The organism is Streptomyces luteogriseus, assembly GCF_014205055.1.
Classification (GTDB): domain Bacteria; phylum Actinomycetota; class Actinomycetes; order Streptomycetales; family Streptomycetaceae; genus Streptomyces; species Streptomyces luteogriseus.
In genome coordinates, this window is record NZ_JACHMS010000001.1 from 2,148,526 (window position 1) to 2,167,719 (window position 19,194).

Annotated in this window: 15 protein-coding genes and 2 pseudogenes; 10 read left to right on the forward strand and 7 right to left on the reverse strand. The window is 69.4% G+C overall.

The window, feature by feature from the left end; all coding sequences use genetic code 11:
• The first annotated feature begins 91 nt into the window (after nucleotides 1-91).
• On the forward strand, nucleotides 92-643 hold the full coding sequence (locus tag BJ965_RS40110; RefSeq protein ID WP_184908249.1) for an EF-hand domain-containing protein: 552 nt from the start codon (nucleotides 92-94) through the stop codon (nucleotides 641-643).
• Nucleotides 644-713: 70 nt separating this feature from the next.
• Here the strand turns inward: BJ965_RS40110 and BJ965_RS09385 are convergent.
• Nucleotides 714-922: pseudogene (locus BJ965_RS09385) on the reverse strand (hypothetical protein); the annotation flags it as partial.
• A gap of 150 nt (nucleotides 923-1,072) precedes the next feature.
• Between BJ965_RS09385 and BJ965_RS09390 the strand changes: the two are divergent.
• The gene (locus BJ965_RS09390) at nucleotides 1,073-2,800 is read left to right on the forward strand and encodes a SpoIIE family protein phosphatase (protein WP_184908251.1); all 1,728 of its coding nucleotides are present in this window, start codon (nucleotides 1,073-1,075) and stop codon (nucleotides 2,798-2,800) included.
• 100 nt (nucleotides 2,801-2,900) lie between these two features.
• Here the strand turns inward: BJ965_RS09390 and BJ965_RS09395 are convergent, their stop codons facing one another.
• On the reverse strand, nucleotides 2,901-3,695 hold the full coding sequence (locus BJ965_RS09395; protein ID WP_246545873.1) for a hypothetical protein: 795 nt from the start codon (nucleotides 3,693-3,695) through the stop codon (nucleotides 2,901-2,903).
• A 2-nt stretch (nucleotides 3,696-3,697) separates the two neighbouring features.
• Nucleotides 3,698-4,330: an ABC transporter ATP-binding protein gene (locus tag BJ965_RS09400; RefSeq protein WP_184916992.1), complete on the reverse strand. Its 633-nt coding sequence runs from the start codon at nucleotides 4,328-4,330 to the stop codon at nucleotides 3,698-3,700.
• 291 nt (nucleotides 4,331-4,621) lie between these two features.
• On the opposite strand from BJ965_RS09400, the gene BJ965_RS09405 reads away from it, so the two are divergent.
• Nucleotides 4,622-5,851 carry a flavin-containing monooxygenase gene (locus tag BJ965_RS09405; protein ID WP_221513076.1) on the forward strand — a complete coding sequence of 410 codons (1,230 nt, stop codon included), beginning with the start codon at nucleotides 4,622-4,624 and terminating at the stop codon, nucleotides 5,849-5,851.
• Between the two features lie 195 nt (nucleotides 5,852-6,046).
• On the opposite strand, the gene BJ965_RS40400 is transcribed toward BJ965_RS09405, so the two are convergent.
• The 4 genes and pseudogenes from BJ965_RS40400 to BJ965_RS09415 all read right to left on the reverse strand — a co-directional run bounded on the left by BJ965_RS40400 (nucleotide 6,047) and on the right by BJ965_RS09415 (nucleotide 8,702).
• Nucleotides 6,047-6,223, reverse strand: a complete 177-nt coding sequence (locus tag BJ965_RS40400) for a hypothetical protein (RefSeq protein WP_376777910.1) — start codon at nucleotides 6,221-6,223, stop codon at nucleotides 6,047-6,049.
• A gap of 18 nt (nucleotides 6,224-6,241) precedes the next feature.
• A pseudogene (locus BJ965_RS40405) lies at nucleotides 6,242-6,286 on the reverse strand (hypothetical protein); the annotation flags it as partial.
• Nucleotides 6,287-6,442: 156 nt separating this feature from the next.
• Entirely contained in the window at nucleotides 6,443-6,634 is a 192-nt protein-coding gene (locus tag BJ965_RS40410; protein WP_376777911.1) for a hypothetical protein, read from the reverse strand.
• A 382-nt stretch (nucleotides 6,635-7,016) separates the two neighbouring features.
• The gene (locus BJ965_RS09415) at nucleotides 7,017-8,702 is read right to left on the reverse strand and encodes a ribonuclease J (RefSeq protein ID WP_184908254.1); all 1,686 of its coding nucleotides are present in this window, start codon (nucleotides 8,700-8,702) and stop codon (nucleotides 7,017-7,019) included.
• 444 nt (nucleotides 8,703-9,146) lie between these two features.
• Between BJ965_RS09415 and BJ965_RS09420 the strand changes: the two genes are divergently transcribed.
• The 7 genes from BJ965_RS09420 to BJ965_RS09450 all read left to right on the forward strand — a co-directional run bounded on the left by BJ965_RS09420 (nucleotide 9,147) and on the right by BJ965_RS09450 (nucleotide 18,681).
• A complete protein-coding gene (locus BJ965_RS09420) occupies nucleotides 9,147-10,052 on the forward strand; it encodes an NADP-dependent oxidoreductase (protein ID WP_184908255.1) in 906 nt (301 codons plus the stop codon).
• Between the two features lie 79 nt (nucleotides 10,053-10,131).
• On the forward strand, nucleotides 10,132-11,193 hold the full coding sequence (locus tag BJ965_RS09425; RefSeq protein WP_184908256.1) for an alkene reductase: 1,062 nt from the start codon (nucleotides 10,132-10,134) through the stop codon (nucleotides 11,191-11,193).
• Nucleotides 11,194-11,201: 8 nt separating this feature from the next.
• On the forward strand, nucleotides 11,202-11,681 hold the full coding sequence (locus tag BJ965_RS09430; RefSeq protein WP_184908257.1) for a MarR family winged helix-turn-helix transcriptional regulator: 480 nt from the start codon (nucleotides 11,202-11,204) through the stop codon (nucleotides 11,679-11,681).
• 857 nt (nucleotides 11,682-12,538) lie between these two features.
• On the forward strand, nucleotides 12,539-12,961 hold the full coding sequence (locus BJ965_RS09435; protein WP_184908258.1) for a hypothetical protein: 423 nt from the start codon (nucleotides 12,539-12,541) through the stop codon (nucleotides 12,959-12,961).
• Nucleotides 12,951-13,616 (forward strand): hypothetical protein, encoded by a 666-nt coding sequence (locus tag BJ965_RS09440; protein ID WP_184908259.1) that lies wholly within the window; start codon nucleotides 12,951-12,953, stop codon nucleotides 13,614-13,616. The genes BJ965_RS09435 and BJ965_RS09440 overlap by 11 nt, the downstream gene beginning before the upstream one ends.
• Before the next feature lie 2 nt (nucleotides 13,617-13,618).
• Nucleotides 13,619-18,340: a putative T7SS-secreted protein gene (locus tag BJ965_RS09445; RefSeq protein ID WP_184908260.1), complete on the forward strand. Its 4,722-nt coding sequence runs from the start codon at nucleotides 13,619-13,621 to the stop codon at nucleotides 18,338-18,340.
• A gap of 20 nt (nucleotides 18,341-18,360) precedes the next feature.
• Entirely contained in the window at nucleotides 18,361-18,681 is a 321-nt protein-coding gene (locus tag BJ965_RS09450) for a hypothetical protein (RefSeq protein ID WP_184908261.1), read from the forward strand.
• Nucleotides 18,682-19,194 lie beyond the last annotated feature (513 nt).

Here is a 19,194-nt window from a genome sequence, read left to right on the forward strand (position 1 = left end):
GTTCGCCCTCGTCGAGCGCGCAGCGGGCCGCCCCGGCTGTCAGAGGCCCCCGTTTTGCAATTGCGTAATCAGATGAATACTGTGCGCAGTCGTGACTGCACTTCAAGACCTCAAGTACGGCCAGTGGTTCAGGGGCGCCGACGTCGACGGCGACGGGTTCATCACCCAGCAAGACGTCCGCGCGATGAGCGAGCGCTACATCGCCGCCCGAGACACCGCGCCGGACTCCTCGACCGCCCGCCGGCTCATCGAGGGAATGGACGGGTTCTGGACGAATGTGATCGCCCCGATGGACCGGGACGGTGACGGGAAGGTCGATCTGCGGGAGATGACCGAAGGCTTCAGGAGCGTCCTGACCGACCCCGCCCTCTATCCGCAGCAGATCGCGCCGGTCACCAACTGTTTCTTCGACCTCGTCGACCTCAACGCAGACGGCAAGATCGACCAGGCCGAGTTCCAGCAGATGTTCGACTCGGTCGCCGGTGTGCCCGGCGAGGACTGCGCCACGGTCTTCGCCGCTCTGGACAGGGACGGCTCCGGTGGGCTGGACCGCGCCGAATTCCACCAGGCCCTCACCGAGTTCTTCTACGGCAACGACCCGGATGCTCCTGCCAACCACCTCTTCGGCAGGGTGACCGCCTGACAGCCCCTGGCGCGCCCCGTCGGTCAGCGGCCGACTCGTCGTTCCGCCGTACCGAGCCGGCACCGCCGTTGCGGTCAGGTGGGAACTGAGACAGCTTCAGCCGGCCGGGCCGATACGCACTGATCTCATCCGCGCGCTCCAGCGCGCGGGCGAGGCGGTGCCCGTCATCCGCGTCGGCGGCTGGTGCAACCGCTCCAGCTCCGAGAACCGCGAGCCCTCCGACATCGTGAGCGTCGCCACCAAGTCGCCGGGCAACGCCGGGACCGCCCGCCGCGCGGCCCAGCGACCGGCACTCGGGACTTCAAGGGCGGCTTCCTCCTGCGCCACCAGGATGTGCTCGAGCAGTCGCAGCAGGGAAGACGAGCTCCGGTGCATGGCGGAGTCCCGTTGGGGTACTCGGCTCGATTCGGGCTTGAACAAAGGAGGGACATGGACGACGTCGCCGCTCCCGGCCGGGGAAGTGTTCCCCTGCCCGGGCATCAGGCGCGTTCTGGCGCCCTGCCCGACGGAACGCTGGAAAACCTGCGGGCGTCCGCCCTCGCGGTCGATGACGATGGCCTCATCGTCGCGGTCAACAACGCGGCCCAAAGCCTGCTGGGCAGGGAAGCCTCAGAACTCGTCGGTCAGGACTTCCACGACCTGCTGCACAGGGACAGATACGGGCACTCGGTGCCGCGCACGCGCTGCCGGATGAGGAAGGCGCTCCTCACGGGGGACACCAGGCATGGTGAGGCCGAGTGGTTCGCCCGCGGGGACGGCACTCTCGTCCAGTTGTCCTGGCTGGTCACGCCCTACGCACCCGGCCCGGGCGGGACGGGTGCGCTGGCGATGCTGTACGAGGCCGAGCAGCCGGACGTTCGCCACAGCGACGGTGGGCACTCAGCGCCGCTGACGGAACTGGACCGGCTGGCCCTGCTGGCCGAGACGACCACGCAGCTCACATCCACCCTTGACGTGGACGAGGCGCTGCACCGGCTGGCGGCCCTGACCGTGCCCCGGCTCGCGGACTGGGCAGTGTTCGACCTGCTCACCGAACGTGACGAAGTACGACGTGTTCTCGTCATGGAGCACAAGGACGGCATTCTGGTCGAGCGGAACGACCTGCAGGGCCCGATGCCTCCGGTGCCGGCGGAGTCGCCGATGCCCCTGTCACGGGCCCTGCGCGGCGCCGCCTCTTCCCTCGCCGGCCCCGCCACCTACCAGGGTCCGCCCGACTCCGGCATCGCGGTCGAGCAGCAGCGCCTGTTCACCGCGACAGGTATGCACTCCGCCGTCATCGCACCCATTCGCGGGCTGCGCGACGTACTCGGCGCCCTGACCCTGGGCCGCGCCCAGCGACATGACGCCTTCACCCCTGCCGACCTGCCGCTGCTGGAGGACCTCACCCGCCGAGCGGGCCTGGCGCTGGACAACGCGCGCCTGTACCAGCGCCAGCGCAAAGTCGCCGAGACCATGCAACGGCACCTGCTGCCCCAGCTGCCCGTCCTGCCCGGCCTGAAGATGACCGCGCGCTACGTACCCGCTCCGGACGCCTCATCCGTGGGCGGTGACTGGTACGACGCCTTCGCTCTGGCCGCACACGTCCACGCACTGGCCATCGGCGACGTCGTCGGGCACGATCTCGACGCCGCAGCCGGCATGGCGCAGGTCCGCAACATGCTGCGCGCCTTCGCCTGGTCCCAGCCCGAGGCCGCACCCAGCGTCGTCGTCACACGGCTCGACGATGCCGTGATGCACATAGCCGAGGTACCCATGGCCACCATGATCCTCGCCAGGCTCACCCTCGGCGACGACACACTGTGGCGCCTACGCTGGACGAACGCCGGCCACCCGCCGCCCCTGCTCGTCACCCACGACGGTCAGACCCGCTACCTCGACGAGGCTCACGGCATACTCCTCGGAACCGGAGTCACCAGACCTCGCCCCGACGCCGTCACCGTCCTTCCACCCCAGGCCACGCTCCTGCTCTACACCGACGGGCTGGTGGAATCGCCGCACCACTCCATCGATCACGGGCTTGACCGGCTGCGCCGACACGCGGCCTCCCTCGCCCACCGCCCCCTTGACTCCTTCTGCGACTTGCTGCTGGACCAGGTCCGCCCCAGCGACAACGATGACGACGTCGCCATGATCGCGCTGCGCACACCCCCTCTGTAGGGCCCGCCTGACCCGCGTGTGGGGCAGATCAACAGCCTTACGCACACCGATGATGGGACAGCCTCTGGGCCGGCACCGAGGGCGGGGAGGAGGACCGTCCTCACCGTGATCGTCCTGTCCGGACTCTCGTTCTGCGGGACCACGGGGAGCGGGAAGGGCGTTGGGTGTGGAGGACGAGCAGTGCCAGGGCGCCGGTCGCTGCGGACCAGGTGAGGGAGAGCAGGCCGTGGGACCAGGGAATGTGCGGGGTCAGGGCTGAGCTCAGCGCCAGCTGGTTCACGCCGTACAGAGGAAGCGCGGACACGCCCGCCACATCCATGAGTGTGTTGAAGACGGGGTTCTGCAGGCCGGTGTCGACCAGGCTGAGCATGATGATGAGGAAGAATCCCTCCAACTCGCCGCGGACCAGGGAGCCGAGCAGAAGACCGATGCCGCCGTAGACGAGGCCGGCGCCCGCCAGGGCCAGCGCCAGGGGTGCCGTGTGGCGTACCGGCAGGGAGCTCCACAGCAGGATCGTGGTGTAGAAGGCCAGCAGGACGGCGGTGAGGCCGACGGCAGCAAGTTTGGCCAGCAGTATCGCCAGCCGGGGGTAGCCCGCCAGCAGCAGACGGCGGTCCATCTCCCGCGATTGGAAGGTCTCGGTGAAGGCGATGAAGCCGGCGACCATGGTGATTGCACCCAGCGCGCTGGCCACCTGGCCGACCTGGCCGGCCGGGGCGGAGACGGGGGTGCTGATGGCGTCCAACCGGATGCGCACCACTTGCCCGGAGGTGCACAGGCGTGCCACGGCGATCCAGACGGGGATGAACGCGATCGCCAGAACCAGAGCCAGCCGGTTGCGCAGGTGGCCCAGCAGAGTGCAGCGCAGCAGTTCGGTGAATGCCGTCCAGGACATCCTCAACGGTCGGTCTCCTCGAAGTGCAGACGCCCCTGGCGCAGGTGAGCGATCGCGTCGAAGTGGTGCAGGTCGTGCAGCAGGTGAGAGACCACGATGATCGACCGGCCCTGATCACGCAGGTCGGCGGCCAGAGTCCAGAATCGCTGATGGGTGTCCCAGTCGAAGCCCTGGTAGGGCTCGTCCAGGACCAGCAACTGCGGATCGTGCATGAGAGCGATCAGCAGGTTCAGCTTCTGTCGCGTTCCGCCGCTGAGTTCGCCGGCCTGCTGTCGCCGGCAGCCGGTCAGCGCCAGCAGTTCCATCAGCTCGCCGGCGCGCTCCAGTGTTGGCAGCCGGTAGGCCATCTGGAACAACCGCAGATGCTGTTCGACCGTGAAAGCGTCGTTCAGTACCGCCCGTTGCGGGCAGTAGCCCACCACCCCGGTCCGTGTCACCGTTCCGCGGTCAGGTGCCAGTTGTCCCACGGCGATCTGCAGCAGCGTGCTCTTGCCCGCGCCGTTCTCGCCGACGACTCCGACCAGCGTCCCGGCAGACACATCAAGATCCACGTCGCGTAGGACCTGCCTGCCGCCGTACCCCTTGCAGACTCCGCTGATCCGCAGCCGTGGCCGGTGTGACCGGTGGCCCGTCATCACTGCCCGCAATTGAGCCCCTCGAAGGATCGGACAGGGGGAGCGAGCCGACCCGTAGGAAGAGCCCGCCCAGAGTCCGGGGCCGCGCAGGCTCATGTCGCCCGGCCTGCCAGGCTCATGACCGCTCAGCCCCTGCCCGGACGGCCCGACCCTGGGACGGACCGATTCCCCCGCAAGGTCTGTTGCCCGGTGTCCAACGACTCCGTACCGCCGGTGTAACGGCGGCCGTCCGCTCTTCCACACCCGCCGGTTGGGCGTGACGTCAGCCGCGGTCTGCCGTTGTAGGAGGCGATGCCCCCGACGCCACAACGAGACTTCGATGCTCCCACGATCGTGATCGGAGCCGGCCCCTACGGCCTGGCGGCCGCCGCGTTGCTGAACCGCTCCGGAGAGCCGGCCGTGATCCTGGAAAGATCGGACCGCGTGGGAGCGAGCTGGGCGCAGCGCTATGACCACCTGCGTCTGCACACCACTCCCAGCACGTCGAAACTCCCCGGCCTGTCGGTGCCGCGCCAGGCAGGCCGATGGGTGAGCCGGGACGACTACGTGCGCTACCTGGAGGGTTACGTCGTCCATCACCGACTCGACGTCCGGGTGGCCACCCCGGTGCAGCGCGTCGAGCGGGCCGAGCCAGATTCGAATGCACAGTGGCTGGTCCATACCCCGGACGGCCCGGTGGCCACTGGCGCGGTCGTGGTGGCCACCGGCCGCTGCCACACCCCGAACGTCCCCGACTGGCCCGGGCGTTCGACTTTCACCGGCACGCTGCTGCACTCGGCCCACTACCGCTCCCCGGCCCCCTACCGCGGGCAGCACGTCCTGGTGGTCGGCGCCGGTAACAGCGGTACCGAGATCGCGAGCGTCCTGGCCGGAGCCGGAGCCGAACGGGTACGGATCGCGGTCCGTACCCCACCCAACATCCTGCCCCGCTCCAGCGCCCGATGGCATGCGGCCGGCCGGCTGACGGAGGCCCTCCCACTCGCGTGGCGCGACCGCACCTCCCTGCTCACGCAACGTCTCGCGGTGCCCGACCTCACCTCGCGGGGACTGCCCCGGCCCCGCACCGGCCTGTACACGCGCAATGCCCGCGAAGGGGCCAACCCCGTGCTCGACCACGGCTTCGTGGACGCCGTCCGGTCCGGGCAGATCGAGCCGGTCCCGGCCGTCCAGGCGTTCGACGGCCCCGACGTGGTACTGGCCGACGGCACACGCCTGCGACCCGACACCGTCATCGCCGCCACGGGGTACCGGCCCAACCTTCACGACCTGGTCGGGTCCCTGGGCGTACTCGACGAGGACGGGCAACCCCTCGCCGTAGGGGCACGGAACCACCCCGCAGCCCCGCGTCTCTACTTCGCCGGATACACCAATCCCCTCACGGGTGTCCTTCGACAGGCAGGCATCGAGGCGCGTGCCATCACCCAAGCGTGCCGCCGCGAGAAGGCGCGGGCGACCCGATTCATCCCCCAGCTTGACGCCCGCACCGTCGACGCCCCCGGCAAAGGGCCCGCTCCGAGCTGACAGAGTGGTGACCGCCGGTATGGCTGCGGCCTCCCCGAGCCACCGGCGGTGGCACCGTGCGGCTGTCGCAGCGTCCGCTGTGTGTGCCACGCCGAGTGGCGTCCTGGGCACCGCGACGTCCGCCGCGGCTGAGGTGCCCGGCGGCACGGAAGAGATCCGCAACGCCGGCTGTGGCCGGCACATCGGCACCTACGGTCAGGTGCCTGCCGCGTTCACCGATGCGGACTGGCCGGCCTCGTCCGACCGGAGCTCCAGGCCCAGCACGTTCCAGGCCCCGCCCTCACCAACGGGGGTGCCCACACGGGACTGGCCATCGGCGTCGATGACGACCGGGTGGGTCGCCAGGGCGTCGCTGAGGATTTGCTTCTCCATCTGCCCGGCGTCGCAGGGGCACAGGATGGTCACCGCGCGCCCGGTGAAAGCGGCGTTGATCAGCGCCTCGTGCTGAACGCACGCCCGGGTACTCGACGGCGCAACGGCCCTGCCAGATCGGCTCGCCGATGATGCGGACCCGGCATTCGCTCGGCTGCGGGTCGGCGAACTGGCGCAGCACGCTGGGGATGATGCGGCCGAGGTTGCGTCCGCCCCGGGTCATGTCAATGAGGCGCACTTCGCCGCTTGCTCGCCCAGCCCCTCGTGGATCGGCTCCAGGCGGAGCGGCGACGGCTGCGGGCTCACCAGCGTCCAGCCCTTCCAGCAGGAAGGGAACCGTTCCCGCGCCGTACTGGTCCGCCGCACGACCAGTTGGTTCAGCGCCTGCCGCCCGACGGTCCGTGTGTTCATGCTGATCTCCCCGATCACCCCCCAGCCCCGAACTGTCAGGCGAAGGACGTATCGGCAGTACCGCGTCACGTGGCTGCGCAGCGGGGATCCGCCCACGCCAGGTGCGACACCACCCGGTACACCGGGTGGCTGTCCGCGTTTCTGGTTCCCGTGGCCGTCATGTCGCTGCTCGGGCGGCTGGTCAGCCGCTGGAGGCGCTGCGGGATGCCCGGCGCAGCGCTCGCCACCGGGCCGCCCCGGACGGGTCCGGGCGAAACCCGGGCGCGGTTCGTACGGGCCGACACGGTGGGCCGGTGACGAGGCTGGACATCAGGACCGACTCGTCGCCGAGTTTCACCTCGTGCACATCGGCGTCCGCCCCCGGACGCCCTCCCGGTGTGGCTCAGGCGTCGATGATGACGGGGATGATGAGGGGCTTGCGGCGGTGGGTGCGGAATGCCCAGTTCGCCACGGCGCGGGCGACGAGTTGTTCGAGTTGGTGTGCGTCCCCGACGCCTTCCTCGGCGGCGGTGGCCAGGGTCATCTCGATGACGGGGACGACCGGCTCGAAGGTGGCGTCGTCGTGGACGAAGCCCCGGGCCAGGAAGTCGGGGGCCTCGGCGAGGGCGCCGGTGTCCGCGTCGACGATCGCCACCACCGTGACAACGCCTTCGGCGGCGAGGGCGAGGCGGTCCTTGAGGGACGCTTCGGTGGCGCCGCCGACCTCCATGCCATCCACGTAGACGTTGCCGGCGGGGACCTTGCCGGTGATGGATGCGCGCCCGTCGACCAGGTCGACGACGACGCCGTCCTCGGCGATGACGACCCGCTCGGGGTCGACGCCGGTACGGATGGCGAGGTCGGCGTTGGCCCGCAGGTGGCGCCATTCGCCGTGCACGGGCATGACGTTGCGGGGTTTGACGATGTTGTAGCAGTAGACGAGTTCGCCGGCGCTGGCATGCCCGGAGACGTGCACCTTGGCGTTGCCCTTGTGGACCACGTGGGCGCCCCACCGGGTGAGTCCGTTGATCACGCGGTAGATGGCGTTCTCGTTGCCGGGGATGAGGGAGCTGGCGAGCAGGACGGTGTCGCCCTTGCCGATGCGGATCTGGTGGTCGCGGTTGGCCATCCGGGACAGGGCGGCCATCGGTTCGCCCTGGGATCCGGTGCACACCAGGGTGATCTTGTGGTCGGGGAGCTTCTCCAGCTCCTTGGTGCTCACGACCAGACCGGATGGGACCTTCAGATAGCCCAGGTCGCGTGCGATGCCCATGTTGCGGACCATCGACCGGCCGACGAAGGCCACCTTGCGGCCGTGCGCGTGAGCGGCGTCCAGAACCTGCTGGATGCGGTGCACATGGCTGGCGAAGCTGGAGACGATCACCCGCCGCGGCGCCGTGCGCATCACCTGCTCGATCGCCGGGTTCAGCTCGCGCTCGGAGGTGGTGAAGCCGGGAACTTCGGCATTGGTGGAGTCGGTGAGGAACAGGTCCACGCCCTCCTCGCCGAGGCGGGCGAAGGCGCGCAGATCGGTGATCCGGTCGTCCAGAGGGAACTGGTCCATCTTGAAGTCGCCGGTGTGCAGCACCATCCCGGCCCGGGTGCGGATCGCGACCGCGAGGCTGTCGGGGATGGAGTGGTTGACCGCCACGAACTCGCAGTCGTAGGGCCCGAAGCCACGCCGGTCGCCCTCCCGCACCCGCACCGTGCGCGGCCGGATGCCGTGCTCCTTGAGCTTGGCCTCCAGGAACGCCAGCGTCAGCTTGGAGCCGACGACGGGGATGTCGGACCGTTCGCGCAGCAGGTACGGCACGCCGCCGATGTGGTCCTCGTGGCCGTGGGTGAGGACCACGGCCACGATGTCGTCCAGCCGGTCCCGGATCGAGGTGAAGTCCGGCAGGATCACGTCCACGCCGGGCTGGGTCTCCTCGGGGAACAGCACACCGCAGTCGACGATGAGCAGCTTGCCCGCGTGTTCGAAGACGGTCATGTTGCGGCCGATCTCACCCAGGCCGCCCAGGGCGATGACCCGCAGCCCTCCTTCGGGAAGGGGCGGTGCGGCTTTCAGCTCGGGGTGCGGATGACTCATACCCTGACGGTACCCGGTGAGCGGACAGGGTGATCCACTACCTGTGCGATCTCTTCCTCCCGACAGGGTCGGGGCACCACAACGGGTTTCCGGGACGATCCGATGACGCCGACGGCCGGACAGGGAGGGGTCAAGGCAGTACCGCCTTCGGTGGGTCAGCCGTGCGCCCGATGGGGCCGGCGAAGATCTCGTGCCCCCTGTCGTGGTGGCCGGCCTCCGCGGCCTCCTGGTGCGCCTCGCCGCTGGGCCACTCGGTGTACAGCAGTGCCCGAGCGCCGTCGGCGCTGTGCGGGAGGTGCGCCCGATCCTGCCCGGATGCCCGCCGCCCCTCGGCCGATCTTGCGCGGCCGAAGCGACAGCAAATACTTGGCTAGCCACATGTTTGCTGTTACGGTAATTATGTGTCCAGCCACCTAAATGGGTGGGGTCACGAGAGGAGTCGTCATGAGAGCCATCCTGTTCGACCGTTTCGGAGGCACGGAAGTGCTGCACAAGGCGGACATCGAGGTCCCGCAGCCCGGCCCCGGGCAGCTCCGCGTCCGCGTCAAGGCGGCCGGGCTGAACGCGCTGGACGGCAAGATCCGCTCCGGGGCACTGGAGGCCGTGTTCCCCACGCCGCTCCCCTCCGTCCCCGGTCACGAGCTCGCCGGCGTGGTGGACGCCCTGGGTGAGGGCGTGCAGGACGTGCAGGTGGGTGACGAGGTGCTGGGCTGGTCGGACACCGGCTCGTACGCCGAGTACGCGCTGGCCACCACCGTGGCCCCCAAGCCCGCCGGCCTCGACTGGCAGCACGCGGTCGCGCTGCCGGTGGCGGGCGAGACGGCCGAGCGGGTCCTGAACCTGCTGGGCGTCACCGCCGGGGAGACCGTGCTGATGCACGGCGCGGCCGGAGCGGTCGGAACCCTGGCGGTCCAGCTGGCCACGGCCCGCGGAGCGCGTGTCATCGGCACTGCCGGCCCCGCCAACCAGGGCTACCTCGCCTCGCTCGGCGCCACCGCGGCCGTTTACGGCGAGGGCCTGGTCGAGCGGGTCCGGGCGCTCGCCCCCGACGGCGTGGACGCGGTGTTCGATCTGGCCGGGAAGGGAGCCCTCGAGGACTCCGTCACCCTGCGCGGCGGCACCGAGCGCATCGTCACCATCGCCGACTTCCGCGCGCACCAACTCGGCATCACCTTCGCCAACGGTCCCCAGGAACGCTCGGCCGCCCGCCTCGCCACCCTGGCGCAGGACGCCGCGACCGGCAAGCTCGTCACCACCGTCACCGCCTACCCGCTCGACCAGGCCGCCACAGCCCAGCAGGTCAGCGACGCCGGGCATGTCCGGGGCAAGCTCGTCCTCACCGTCGACTGATCACGCCCGCCGCTGCACCCACCACATCCGCCGCTTATCCCGATGACCACCTGTTCGTCACCGCACCGAAGGACCGCCCATGCTGAACGCCCTGTGGACACCGACCACCGTCGGTGACATCTCCCTCCCGCACCGCCTGGTCATGGCCCCCATGACCCGTGACCGCTCCACCCCGGAAGGCGTACCGACCGAGCTGAACGCCGAGTACTACGCCCAGCGGGCCTCGCACGCGCTCATCATCACCGAGGGCACCCAGCCCTCTGCCGATGGCCAGGGCTATCTCCTCACTCCCGGCATCCACAATGACGAGCAGATCGCCGGGTGGCGCAAGGTCACGGACGCCGTGCACGCGGCCGACGGCCGGATATTCGTCCAGCTGATGCACACCGGACGCATCTCGCACCCCGACAACACCCCCCACGGGCGCCAGCCGGTCGCCCCTTCGGCGATCCGGCCGCAGGGCGCGATGTTCACCGCGTCCGGGCCCCAGGAGATGCCGACGCCCCAGGCTCTCTCGACGCAGGAGGTCGGGGCGACCGTCGACGACTTCCGCCGCGCCGCAGCGGCCGCGGTCGCCGCAGGCGCCGACGGCGTGGAGATCCACGGCGCCAACGGCTATCTGGTGCACCAGTTCCTGTCCGACAGCACCAACCAGCGCACCGACCGCTACGGCGGTTCCCTCGAGGGCCGCATCCGCTTCGCCGTCGAGGTAGCCGCTGCCGTGGCCGACGAGATCGGCGCCGAACGCACCGGCCTGCGCATCTCCCCCGGCAATCCGTACAACGACATGGCCGAGTCCGACACCGCCGAGCTGTATCCGGCGCTCCTGCGCGCCCTCAGCCCGCTCGATCTGGCCTACCTCCACGTGATGCACGCGGGCGACGAGGAATTGCTGGGCACCCTGCGTGAGCTGTGGCCGACCACGCTGATCCTCAACCGGGCCGGCGCCGACCTGCCCACCCGCGCCCGGGACGTCGACCACGGCACGGCCGACCTCGTCTCCGTCGGCGCCCTCGCGCTGGCCAACCCGGACCTCGTCGAGCGGCTACGCTCTGACGCGCCGCTGAACACCCCCGACCCGGCGACCTTCTACGGCGGCGGAGTGGCCGGCTACACCGACTACCCCACCTACACCGCCTGAGGAACCGCATGTCCGTCCCCACACCCCGCATCCCCAGCACGGCCGACGAGGGGCCGATGAGCTACGCGATCTTCCAGCTCGCCCGCGCTCACCGCGCCCGCGCCGCCGCCATGCTCCGCGAGATGGACCTGCATCCCGGACAGGAACTGCTGCTGATGCAACTGCTGGACCGGGACGGCCAGACCCAGTCCGAGCTACTCGAAAGCGTCGGCCTGGACCACTCCACGGTCTCGAAGTCCCTGCGCCGCATGCAGGACGCCGGCCTGCTCGTCCGTGAGCCGGCCGAACACGACCGGCGCGTCATGGTCGTCCACCTCACGGACAAGGGCCGTGCCATGCGAGAGCCCCTGGCAGCCATGTGGCGGGCCCTGGAGGAGACCTCCGCGCTGAACCTGTCGGCGCAGCAGGCGGAATCCTTCGTCCGCACCGCCTACGTAATCGCCGACGCGATCAACAACCGCTCTCTTCCGCAGGAGGAGTCCGAGTAACTCCCCCCGGCTTGCACGCCGGTTCCGGCCTGGAGTGCGGATCGTTTCCGGCGTTGTGCGCATTGGACAGTGCTGCAGCGCACTCGGCTCACGAAGGCCCGTGCTGAACGGAGCCAGGCTTCCCGACCGTCGGAAGAAGCCCGGTTGAGCCGAGCCGGTGGATGGGACGGGACCACCGCTCGCTCCGTACATCCGGGACTACCGCTCACTCCGTACATCAGGGAGAACGGGGGTGAGCGGGGCTTCAGTGTCAGGGGCGAGCGCGAGTCGCGTACCCACCTGTGAACGCCGCCATCTATGCGGCCAGCGGATTCGAGGTGGAGCCGGTCGCCGCGATCCTCGCCTCCACCCCCCACGCCGCCGACGGACTGGACGAGGCGTGGCATCGCCATGCTGCGCAAGCTTCGCTCTACGGGGAGGACGGAGAGTTCCTCATGTGCCGGTCAGGTCATGGGGCCGTCCATCCCCAAGCCATTCGAGGACAGCGGGAAGAACGGCGCCTACAGACTTCCCGAATTCGACAGTCAGGGGAATGACATCCGCTAGACGGAATGGGGCACGGCACAGTCGATCGACAACCCGAAATGGGGCGGTGAGAGGGGCGTGACCGGGCCGGACGGATCGGCATACCACACTCCGACCCTGTCCCGCACCCGGGCGGCCGCGTGACGGACATGCCGAAGCTGCACAGGCGGCTCCTGGCGCGAATCTGCACCGCGAGGGCTGGCCCTGTTTCCACAGCGGTCTCGAACTGAGGTTGACCTGCAAGGCCATGACGAGCCTTCAGAAGAACCGCCGACATGTTCGCGCGCGTCTTGATCTACGGTGCCTTCAGTGACCTAGGACGGGGAGAGGCCGTGCAGCAGACAAGGACAGCGCTCGCCGAGCGAATTGCCGAGCGGAGAAGGGGAGTCGGTGACCCTCGTGCGCTGGTCGGTGAGATGCGGCGCTCGGTCCTTCTGGTGCCGACGGCCGGTGGGGGCCTCTGGTCGGCGTGGTCGGGCGGTGTGCGGTGGATCTGCGGGTTCACCGACGAGGCCGCACTGGCCCGGTTCGCTCTGCTGCACGGATCCGGTGATCAGCCCATGGACTACGCGGCGCTGTTGGGCGCCCGCATCGTCGACGAGGTCGTGCCGTCTTTGGACGAGCCCGCCGGCCTGGCCGTCGACATCGCCACCGAGGACGGGTCGATGTTCTTCCCGCCGGTCGTCGGCATCGTTGCGGACGGCATCGCCGTCGACTCCGGCGAGGCGGAGGAGGGGCGCGGCCATGGGCGCTGACGGGGCCGATCTGCAGTTCGACAAGGCGTCTGTCGCGAAGTTCACGCAGGGCGTGGGCGCGACCATCGACGGGCTCGGTGATCTGGGTGGCGCCACCGGTTCGGTGCTGGGCAAGGGCTTTTCGGAGCTGGCGATGACCGGGATGGAGGCCGGGCACCACGGCCTCTCGGTCGACTTCGAGGACTTCTGCGAGCGGTGGGAGTGGGGTGTGCGGGCCTTGGTGGGCGACGCCAGTGCGCTCGCGAGCCGCCTCGGGCTGGCGGCGGGCACCCAGTGGGAGCACGACCAGTACGTCGAGGGCACGCTGAAGGTGGGCGTCAACTCCGTGATGGGCGGCAACCCGCACGCCACCGAGGAGGAGATCGCCCGGCAGGACTGGGGCGATGTGTTCACGCCGGACGCCCTGAACCCGGACTGGAGCGCGGAGTCGTTCGACAAGGCCGGTCAGGACATCGAGCAGACGTGGAAGGACACCGGCCGCACGGTTCTCACCGAGGGCGAGGGCGGCCGAAGGTCGCAGGCGATCATCGACGCGTCGGGGGTCTCCGAGGACCAGTGGAACCAGGCGCTGGACAACACCTTCGGCCCGTCGCCGGAGGAACGCGCCCAGCAGGCCCAGCAGGCCCAGCAGCAGGGTGAGTCCGGGGGGAACTGACGGTGGGTATAGGCGACTTCATCAGTGACGTCACGCCCGACTCGGTCGAGAACGCGATCGAGGACGGCGTCGAATGGGCCGGCAACCGGGTCGAGGACGCCGGGAACTGGACCGCCGACCGGCTGCAGGACGTCGGCTGGGAGTCCGGTGCCGACTGGGTGCGCGAGCAGTCCCGTTCGGTCGCCAACCGCATGGGCGCCGAGGTCGACGAGCTGGACCTCGGGCAGACCGAGGACAAGACCAAGCTGATCTACGGCAGTCCGAGCAAGGTCACCGCCACCGCCGACAAGCTCCGGGCCTTTCAGACGGCCTTCGACGACGCGGGTGATGGTCTCAAGGGCCTGGACTCCTCCCGGCTCAAGGGCGAGACGGCCGAAGCGCTGCGCACCGCGGTGAGCACCCAGCCGCCGAAGTGGTACGCCGCCGCCGACGCCTGTGCGAAGGCGCTCGGTGCGCTCGACGCGTTCGCCGGCACGATCACCTGGGCGCAGGCACAGGCGCAGACGGCGATCGACAAGTGGAAGGAGGGTGTCAAGGCCTCCGAGGACGCCGCGGAGGCCCACCGCAAGAAGGTCGACGGTTACAACGCCGCCGTCGACCGCTACAACGCCCAGCCCGCCGACAAGCGTGATCCGGCCTCGCTCCCGCCCAGGCCCGCGGCGACGTTCGAGGACCCCGGCAAGAAGCTGATGCAGGAGGCGCAGGACATCCTCGCCGAGGCCCGCAAGCAGCGGAACTCGGCGGCGGAGACGGCTCGCACCGCGGTCCGCGCCGCCCGCGACATGGCTCCGCAGAAGCCCTCTTATGCCGAGCAACTGGCCGGTGGGTTCCAGGAGTTCCAGGTCATGGGCGACCATGTCGGGGGCGGCATCATCAAGGGCACGGCGGGCATCCTCAACTTCGTCCGCAGCGTCAACCCCGTCGACCCGTACAACATCACGCATCCGGCCGAGTACGCCACATCCCTCAACAGCCTGGCCGCCGGGCTGATCGTCGCCGCCAACGACCCGGTCGGCACCGGCAAGCAGATGGTCAGCGACTTCATGAAGGACCCGGCCGAGGGCTTCGGCAGGCTGATACCCGACCTGGCGCTGACCGCCGCCACCGGTGGCGGCGGCGCCGCGGTGAAGGGCATCCGCATCGCCGAGGAGGCCGCCGACGCCGCACGGGCGCGCAAGCTGGTCGACGACGCCCCCGACGGTACCCACAACCGCCCCGACGGCGAGCGCACCACCGACGGCACCGACCCGGTGGACCTCGCCTCGGGCCGGATGTTCCTGCCCCAGACCGATGTCGAACTGCCCGGCATCCTGCCCCTGGTCTTCACTCGCCGCACCGAGTCCGGCTGCGCGGTCGGCCGCTTCCTGGGTCCCTCCTGGACCTCCACCGTCGACGAACGACTGGAGGTCGATGCGGTCGGCGTCGTCCACGTCACCGCCGACGGCCTCCTGATCCCGTACCCGCACCCGGTCCCCGGCGCCCCCACCACTCCGTCAACGGGCAGAGCCCGCACCCTGCTGGCCCGCGACGCCGACGGCGACTACACCGTCACCGACCCCGACAGTGGCCTGACCTTCCACTTCACCGCCCCGCCCGGCAGCGAACCGGGGGGCGACGGCGTCGCATGGCTGTCGGGCATCACCGAACGCAACGGCCACACCATCACCGTCGACCGCGGCGAGGACGGCCTGCCGCTGGCCCTGGCCCACTCGGCCGGCCACCAGGTGAAGCTGTCCCTCGCCGACGGCCTGGTCACCGCCCTGTCCCTGGCCGGCGCGGGCGAGGGCGGCGCGGACCTGCCCCTGATGAACTACGGCTATCAGGACGGCAACCTCACCACCGTCACCAAACCCTCCGGCGCCACCACCACCTTCGTCTACGACGACCGCCGCCGCGTCATCGCCTGGATCGACTCCAACAACAGCCGCTACGACTACATCTACGACGACCACGACCGCGTCATCGCCGAAGGCGGCGAAGCAGGCCACGTCCAGATCACCCTGACCTACACCGAACCCGACCCAGAAACCGGCCACCGCACGACGGTCCTGACGACCGCCGACGGACACAGCACCCGCCACCTCATCGACCAGCGCTGCCGGGTGATCGCCACCACCGACCCCCTCGGCCACACCACCCGCTACGCCTACGACACCCACGGCAACCTGCTCACCCGCACCGACCCACTCGGACGCACCACCACCCACACCTACGACGACAACGACCGACTCTCCGTGATCACCCGGCCCGATGGCAGCCAAGTCCGTGTCACATACGGTCCGCTCGGGCTGCCGGTGGAGATCAGCGAGCCGGACGGTGCCCGTCGTACGCAGGAGTTCGACGAGCGCGGCAACCGGATCGCGGTCACCGATCCAGTGGGACATACCACCCGCTACACCTGTGACGGCGCCGGCCGTACGACCTCCGTCACCGATGTCCTCGGCGCAACCACCGTGGTCCGCTGCGACGCCGCCGGTCGCCCGGTTGAGGTCATCGATCCGGCCGGCGGCACCGCCCACCTGGAACGCGACGCCCTGGGCAGAGTCGTGCGGATCACCGACCCGGCCGGCGGAGTCACCCGCTTCGTGTGGGACGTTGACGGCAGGCTCACCCGACGTGTCGAGCCGGGCGGTGCCACTACGTCGTGGACGTACGACGGCGAGGGCAACTGCCTCACCCACACCGACTCGGTCGGCGGGGTGACAAGCTTCGAATACACGCACTTCGACCTGCTCGCTGCCCGTACCTACCCGGACGGCGCCCGCTACGAGTTCGAGCACGACGCCGCCCTGCGTCTCACCAGGGTCACCGCCCCGCACGGCCTCCACTGGAGCTACACCTACGACGCGGCGGGACGCCTGACCGCCGAAACCGACTTCGACGGCCGTACTCTCCTCTACCGTCGCGACCCGGCGGGACAGTTGACGGCACGTGTCGACGCTCTCGGCGGCGTCATCTCCCTCACTCACGACCCCATGGGCCGGTTGGTCCGCAAGGACGTCGGAGGCCAGGTCACCGAGTACGCCTACGACATGGCAGGTCGGCTCGTTCACGCATCCGCTCCGGACACTGAACTGATACGCCGCTACGACCGCTGCGGCCGACTCAAGACCGAACTCGTCGACGGCCGCGCCACCACGTACGCGTACGACGCGCTCGGCCGCCGGTCACAACGCATGACCCCCACCGGCCACGTCACCGCGTACGCCTACGACGAGGCCGGCCGCCTCGGTCACCTCACCACCGGTGGCCACAACATCACCTATGTCTACGACGCCACGGGCCGTGAATTGTCCCGCGCCTTCGGTGACTTCTTCGCGGTGCACTCCACCTGGGACGAGGCGGGGCGGCTGGCCGGCCAGCACCTGACCACGCACGGCCGCACCCTCAACAGCCGGGCGTACTCCTACCGCGCCGACGGCCACCTCCTCGAGCTCGCCGATCAACTCTCGGGCACGCGCACCTTCGACCTCGACCCGGCCGGCCGCGTCATCTCCGTGACCGCTGACGGCTGGAGCGAGCGGTACGCCTACGACAGGAGCGGCAACCAGACCGAGGCGTTCTGGCCGGCTTCCCACCCGGGTCACGAGGCCACCGGTTCCCGGACGTACATGGGCACTGCCCTCACCCACGCCGGCAACGTCCGTTATGAACACGACACTCTCGGTCGCGTGACGCTGCGCCGGCGGACCCGCCTGTCCCGCAAGGCGGACACCTGGCGCTACACGTGGGACATCGAGGGACGCTTGACCTCCGTCGTCACCCCCGACGGGACGCGGTGGCGGTACCGATACGACCCGCTGGGCCGCCGCACCGCCAAGCAGCGCCTCGCCTCCGACGGCGAAACGGTCGTCGAGGAAGTCCAGTTCAGCTGGGACGGTGCGGCTCTGTGCGAAGAGACCACGGTGTCTGAGGACATGCTCCATCCGGTGGCCCTCACATGGGACCACCACGGCTTGGCACCGGTGGCCCAGACCGAGCGTATCCTCTCCTCGGACACCCCGCAGAAGGAGATCGACCGCCGCTTCTTCGCCATCGCCACCGACCTCGTCGGCGCTCCCACCGAACTGGTCGACGAGAACGGTGACATAGCCTGGCGCACCCGGAGCACGCTGTGGGGCACCACCGCATGGACGAACGCCAGCACTGCCTATTCCCCGCTCCGGTTCCCCGGCCAGTACTACGATCCGGAGACCGGCCTCCACTACAACGTCTTTCGCCACTACGATCCCGCGACGGCCCGTTATCTCAGCACGGATCCACTGGGTCTGGAATGCGCTCCCAATCCGACCGCGTATGTGGTCAACCCACATGTATGGGCCGACCCGCTGGGTCTGTCTCCCTATCCTTCCCGCGTCGAAGGGGGTGGCTGGGATGTGCGCGGTCACAACCCGCTCGACATCGTTCCCGACGGTGCCGATATGCGAGTACTTAAGCCCGACCCTCATGGTGGTGCGCAGAAGGGGGTGGAATACAAGTGGGAAGACCCCGAGACGGGCAATATGGTTCGCCTTCGGGTGCACGACAAGGACGGAACCGCCCCCGTGGGCTCCAACGCGGCAAACGGGGATATCTACCGCATATCGATCGGCGGGAAATACCAAGATGACGCGGGGAACCTGTATCACCGACAGGTCCACAACCCGAACAGTCCCCACTACAATCCGGACGCGGCCCATGCCACACACATCCCCTGGCCGGCTCAGTTTCCACTTCCGTACTAGTGACGAACGGGTGTTTCGCATTGAAGTCTCATGACTTCATCGGTATCGCGCGAATGATTTCGGAAGCCGATGCACAGGCGCGAGAACGCGCGGCCGACGAAGTGACCGACCACCTGGGTGCGTACACACCCGCCCAGGCGTCGGCACTGGCGACACTGCTGGCGGCGACCGCTGTCTGCGAAAGGGAGCACTCCGCCCTGGAAGCCGAACTGCACGCCATCATCGAACTGACGTCCACCGGCCATGTCGGCCTTGAGCACATCGCACCTCTGCGGGAGATCGTTCTCGCCGATCTTCCTCCTCAACTCCGCGAATATGTCAGCGACCTACTGGAAGGATGAAGACCCAGGACGGGCAGGCACAGCCACCGGCATGGACCTGGCCCAGCGCGGCGCCGTAGTGGGCCGAAGCCTCACCGACGCCGCGCACCACCTGACCACGGCTTTCGCCGCTCGACATCGCACCTGCGTCCGAGGCCACGCGTCAACTGCTCACCGAGCACCAACGAATTCGATTGGCTCCGCTCGAGGCCGAGCAGGACGCAGGGCTTGGAGCTCCCCGCCGAGTCGCCGACGAGGACGATCGGGAAGGCAGCGCGGCCGGCCCTCGGCAGTCATGGACCTACGACAGTGAGGGCAACAGCCTGACCCACACCTCCCGGCTGGAGGAGTGACCCGGTTCGAGTACACCCACTCGACCTCCTCGCTGCCCGCACCGGGCCGGACGGCGCCCGCTACGCGTTCGGGTACGACACCGCCCTACGCCTTACCGTGTCACCAACCCACAAGGTCTGGGCCGGAGCTACTGGTACGACGCGGCCGGCCGCCTGGTCTCGGAAACCTTCGACGAACGCA

Coding starts and splice junctions, on each gene's coding strand:
- BJ965_RS09390 (WP_184908251.1), top strand. CDS start 1,073: ATGGACGACGTCGCCGCTCCCGGCCGGGGAAGTGTTCCCCTGCCCGGG.
- BJ965_RS09395 (WP_246545873.1), bottom strand. CDS start 3,695: ATGTCCTGGACGGCATTCACCGAACTGCTGCGCTGCACTCTGCTGGGC.
- BJ965_RS09400 (WP_184916992.1), bottom strand. CDS start 4,330: ATGACGGGCCACCGGTCACACCGGCCACGGCTGCGGATCAGCGGAGTC.
- BJ965_RS09405 (WP_221513076.1), top strand. CDS start 4,622: ATGCCCCCGACGCCACAACGAGACTTCGATGCTCCCACGATCGTGATC.
- BJ965_RS40400 (WP_376777910.1), bottom strand. CDS start 6,223: ATGGAGAAGCAAATCCTCAGCGACGCCCTGGCGACCCACCCGGTCGTC.
- BJ965_RS40410 (WP_376777911.1), bottom strand. CDS start 6,634: ATGAACACACGGACCGTCGGGCGGCAGGCGCTGAACCAACTGGTCGTG.
- BJ965_RS09415 (WP_184908254.1), bottom strand. CDS start 8,702: ATGAGTCATCCGCACCCCGAGCTGAAAGCCGCACCGCCCCTTCCCGAA.
- BJ965_RS09420 (WP_184908255.1), top strand. CDS start 9,147: ATGAGAGCCATCCTGTTCGACCGTTTCGGAGGCACGGAAGTGCTGCAC.
- BJ965_RS09425 (WP_184908256.1), top strand. CDS start 10,132: ATGCTGAACGCCCTGTGGACACCGACCACCGTCGGTGACATCTCCCTC.
- BJ965_RS09430 (WP_184908257.1), top strand. CDS start 11,202: ATGTCCGTCCCCACACCCCGCATCCCCAGCACGGCCGACGAGGGGCCG.
- BJ965_RS09440 (WP_184908259.1), top strand. CDS start 12,951: ATGGGCGCTGACGGGGCCGATCTGCAGTTCGACAAGGCGTCTGTCGCG.